The 4,608-nt window shown below is 61.1% G+C and carries 2 protein-coding genes and 2 pseudogenes; 3 read left to right on the forward strand and 1 reads right to left on the reverse strand.

Features of this window, described 5'->3' with window-relative positions; translation table 11 throughout:
- Both AC1DS3_RS35470 and AC1DS3_RS35475 read left to right on the forward strand, forming a co-directional pair.
- Window positions 1-333, forward strand: a 333-nt coding sequence (locus AC1DS3_RS35470; protein ID WP_477129022.1) for an AidA/PixA family protein, incomplete at its 5' end; no start/stop codon positions are given.
- 627 nt (window positions 334-960) lie between these two features.
- Window positions 961-1,347, forward strand: a complete 387-nt coding sequence (locus AC1DS3_RS35475) for a nuclear transport factor 2 family protein (protein ID WP_477129023.1) — start codon at window positions 961-963, stop codon at window positions 1,345-1,347.
- Window positions 1,348-1,437: 90 nt separating this feature from the next.
- Here AC1DS3_RS35475 and AC1DS3_RS35480 read toward each other — a convergent pair.
- Window positions 1,438-2,161 (reverse strand): annotated as a pseudogene (locus AC1DS3_RS35480) (IS6 family transposase).
- Between the two features lie 1,211 nt (window positions 2,162-3,372).
- Between AC1DS3_RS35480 and AC1DS3_RS35485 the strand changes: the two are divergent.
- Window positions 3,373-4,469: pseudogene (locus tag AC1DS3_RS35485) on the forward strand (IS5 family transposase).
- The last annotated feature ends 139 nt before the right edge of the window (window positions 4,470-4,608 follow it).

A 4,608-nucleotide genomic window follows, 5' to 3' on the forward strand; every position in this document is an offset into this window, starting at 1 on the left:
ACTCTGTCAACTCTGTCATTTTACTGCAGCAGCACGTCCGGAAACTCGGACAGCGCGGCTTTTATCTACAGCCTATCGGGTGGTGGTTCGGTTCTCAATAACCCGGTGGTTAACGTCATCACGCTTCAAGGGGCCGCTCAACCGACGTCGCCTAACGGCTATCCTTTCAAATTTGTTCCGGAGAGCTTCTCCAGGTGCGATACCCTAGTAGCCAGCAAAGGCACGGCGCAGAACTTCTGGGCTTGTGCCGCACTGTTCACTGTAGATGACGATAACGAAAACCAAGTGTTGGCCGGATACGTTACCTGGGACCCGACCGTGGTCGTGGCTTGATTATTTGACGGCTTTTTCGGCAGTTGATGCGGGGCTGGAAATCTCATTTATCTTCCAGTCCCGTCAAACCGCTCCATCCTCGCGCTCTTTACCACCATCAGCGTGATGGGTGGCGGTCAATCTACCAGAGATAAGCATCAACAAGATTTATAGGCCGCATGTCGATGAGGCTTGCGACGAGGTTGTCGAGGCTTGGCGGACTGGGGGCGGGCAAGCACCGCCATGCGGTTGACGATGCCAACTTAATCTTGAGCATCGCCGAATAGCCGTGCACCACCTTCGCTTGCGCCGTAAGCTAAGAACGCCTGAGCCTTTGCGAAAAGGCGAATATGGGCACCACGGATGCACCCTTGGGAGCACCAGCGTCATTCTTGGTAACACCCGGCGCGGCATCATCGCGATTGAAGCCATTCCTCGCGACATCCTTGCATTGTTTTTGGCGCTGGGCCAGCACAGCCGGCGACGTACCGTTCACGAAACGGTAGGTGTAGATCACATTGCGAGTCGCCCGCAGTCAAGCCCAGACGTTAAACCTGGCACCATGGCCCTTGAATGGGGGACCATTGCGCTCTAAGTTGGAGACACCCGCCCCTGCGATCGCAGGGCCGGAGCGTGCAACCGGAGACAATGATGACAACCCCGATTTCTGTCGTGAAAACAGCCTATGAGGCGTATGGCCGCGGCGACGTCAATTCCATCCTCGATCTGGTGGCCGACCAGGTCGACTGGAAAATGGTAGGGCCACCGCAGATTCCCTACACCGGGCAACGCACCAACAAGGCCGAAGTCGCCAGCTTCTTCGCACAGCTCGCGCAGGCGGACGACACAGAAATTTTCGAGCCGCGAGAGTTTATAGAGTCAGGCGAGCATGTGGTTGTACTCGGCTTCTTGCGGGGAACCGCGCGTCCTGAAGGTAAGTTGGTTGAAACCGAATGGGTGCACGTCTTCACGGTCGTCGACGGCAAGATTCGGCGCTGGAAGGGCTTCGCCGATACGTCGATCCGCTTTCTATAAGGTAAGACCGGCAATTTTCTACCCGTCGGATTCCCAGGCTTTGTCAACTTGGCAATATCGACACAAGGCAGCGGGGAGCGTGCCCACTGCTCAGGAGACGGTTGACGGATTCTTGGCCACGTCAGTGAATTTATTCAAAGTAGCGAATCGCGCAACGAGGTGTTTGCGGTAGAGCGAAGCGCGTAGCAGATGCCGTTTCAGCACGAAGTGCTGCCGGATCGGCTCGAAGCTGGACAGGAAGTTTTGTATGCGCTTCGGATCGCGGAATCCACGCATGCGCAGCTCGCGTTCGCGGGTCGGCTGGTGGCTGTTCTCGGTGCGATTGTTCACGCGGACGGAGGCCTTTACGAACATGTGCCTGATGCTGGCCAATTCGGGAATGTMGGCCCTTGCGGCCGGGTAGCTGCGCAGCTGGTCGGTGACGATCTTGCGCGGCTCCGGGCACGCGCAGAAAGAAGCGTTTGGCGGCGGCCTTGTCGCGCCGCGTCTGCGGCAGGATGTCGAGTTCGGCGGCGCCATGGTCGTCGACCGCCCGCCACAGCAGGTAGGGCTCGCCGCGCAGCGCCACGAACATCTCGTCGAGATGTCACGTGTTGCCTGGCTTGCACCGTGCGGCTTTCACACGATGCGCGAACTCCGCGCCAAAGTTTTCGCACCAGCGGCGGATCGTCTCGTAGCTGACGATTCCGGCGCGCTCGAACAGCAATTCCTCGATGTCGCGCAGGCTGAGGCGGAAACGGAAATACCGGCGCACCGCACAACTGATGACGACGGCGGGAAAACGGTGACCGTGATAGAACGAGTTCTTCTTCATCGCGCCATCCTACGCGACCTCCCCAACGTGACAGTGCCCGTGATCTCCCTCCTTAGATTTGATTGACCAGGGGCTGGAGCGTGAGCCGAAAGGCCGCACGCGCGGCGGTATCGGCGCGGTCCGCGTCATCCTTGGCCACCAGGTAGTCGGCCTCGGTCACTGTGGCATTGCGCGTCGAGGAAGCGCAGCGCCGCGCGCAATACCGCGGGGGACGGCCTCGCATCGGTAGACGACGAGCGCAGGCACCGACGCGGAAATGCTCCACCGTCTGCCCGGCGTTGACAGCCCACTGCAGCCACGCCGGCATGGCGCAGCGACCGTCCCAGCCCTGCCCCTGCACGTTGCGCTAGCGTGCCGCGCAGGGCGGTGGCGGTGGCTCGGCAACGCAGCCGGCGGCTTGCGGGTCGGTCAGGGTCAGACCGTGCTGGGCTATCTGGATGCGGACCAGGCTATCGCTTGCGCGCGCTCGATATCGATCGATATGGCGTAGGTGAATGGATTGGGGGCGACGCCCGATGCCGCGTCGAGTCGTCTTGGAAAAACATTGGGCTTCAAGGTTGTCCGGGGGCGGCTGTTATGGCAAACCGCGCCGGCGGGAGTGCGTGGCTCGCCCTCTTTGCTTAAGCCTTAATCAAATCCGCAGAGGCCGCCTGCTACCTGCCCCCGCGCGGCTTGTCCACAGGCTTGTCCCCGCGTGCGGTGGATAAATCAGCCGACACCCCCGCCGTCCTCTCTTAGGTCGGCCCGGGCTTGAACTTGGTGCGCGTCACCGGCATCCGGCGCTTGGCACCTACCGGGCGGCACGTCGTGGAGGCTTTCGCGGCCCGCCGTACGGCCGCTTCCAGTTCCGCCCGCAACCCTTCTTCTGCCGCCTGCACTCGCTCGAACGCCTGCCCTGCCTCCGCCTGTAGCCGCGCCTGTTCCTCGGCTTCGGCCTCGGCGGCGTCTAGCGCCGCGCCTGCTCGGCCTTCTGGCGCAGCGTGTGTTCGTGGTCGACCTCGCCCAGCGCGCGACCCTCGCTGGCCCGCTCCTGCGCCACTGCGACCTGCGCGCGCGCGTTCCAGTTCCGTCGAGGACTGGAACACGCGCTTATCACGAGCTGCGTGCGCCCTAACAGGCTGCTGAAGTACCTCGACCACAAGTCAGCGTATGGACATGACATATCGAAACGTTGATCTGAGAACCCGACAAGAATCACTCTCCCACATCGCATGCGCGGCGCAGACACCTTTACCGAAAGCCTGTTCACCATGCGACGGCTGGATGATTTCGTTCCCAAGTCCCACCCGCTGCGCCCGATCCGCACCATGGTAAATCAGGCCGTGGCAAAGATGGATCGGCTGTTCGCAGGGATGTATGAGGCCGACATCAAGGGCGGTCGCCCGAGCATCGCGCCGGAGAAGCTGCTCAGAGCGATGTTGCTGCAGGTGCTCTACAGCATCCGGTCCGAGCGCCAACTGATGGAGCAGACCCAGTACAACCTACTGTTTCGCTGGTTCATCGGGTTGTCGATGGACGACGCAGTCTGGGTGCCCACGGTGTTCACCAAGAACCGGGCGCGCCTGATCCAGCATGATGCGGTGATTGGATTTTTCAACGAGGTGCTGGCCCTTGCGCAGAAGAAGAACTGGTTGTCGGGCGAGCACTTCAGCGTGGACGGCACGCTGATTCAGGCGTGGGCTGGCCACAAGAGCTTCGTTCGCAAGGATGGCAGCGACCGCGACGACGATAGCGGCGACTTCAGGGGGGACAAGCGCAGCAACGACACCCATCAGTCCAAGACCGACCCCGATGCGAAGCTCTATCGCAAAGGCAAGACTGGCAGCGAACTGCGCTACATGGGGCATACATTGAGTGATAACCGCCACGGCCTGGTGGTCAGCGCCCTGGTGAGCACCGCTGACGGACACGCCGAGCGCGAGGCTGCCAAGGTCATGCTTAACGATGCCCGACAGGTGGTGGACAACCGGACACCGAGATCACAGTGGGTGCAGACAAGGGCTACGACGCACAGGAGTTTATTGAGGCGTGCCTGGAGATGAAAGTGACGCCGCATGTCGCGCAAAACACCTCGGGTCGGCGCTCGGCGGTTCCTGATGCCATTGCCCGCAGCGAGGGATATGCGATCTCGCAGCAAAAGCGCAAGCTGATCGAGCAAGGCTTCGGCTGGGTCAAGACGGTCGGGCGCATGCGCCAGGTGATGGTGCGTGGACTGAAGCGGGTCGACCAGATGTTCGTGCTGAGCATGGCCGCCTACAACCTCGTGCGCATGCGTTCGCTGGGACAAATCCGTCCGCAGTTGCAGTAAGCGGGCAAAGAAAGCTGGAAATGGGCGCCCAACAGCCGAAAAACTCGATTCCGGGGCGCGTAGTTTCCGGATTGTGAAATCAAGCAGTGCTCACCTGCTCGGGCGGAAAGCATACCGTGTGTGCGGCGAGTACTTCAGC

It is taken from the genome of Cupriavidus sp. 01L46, assembly GCF_056399905.1.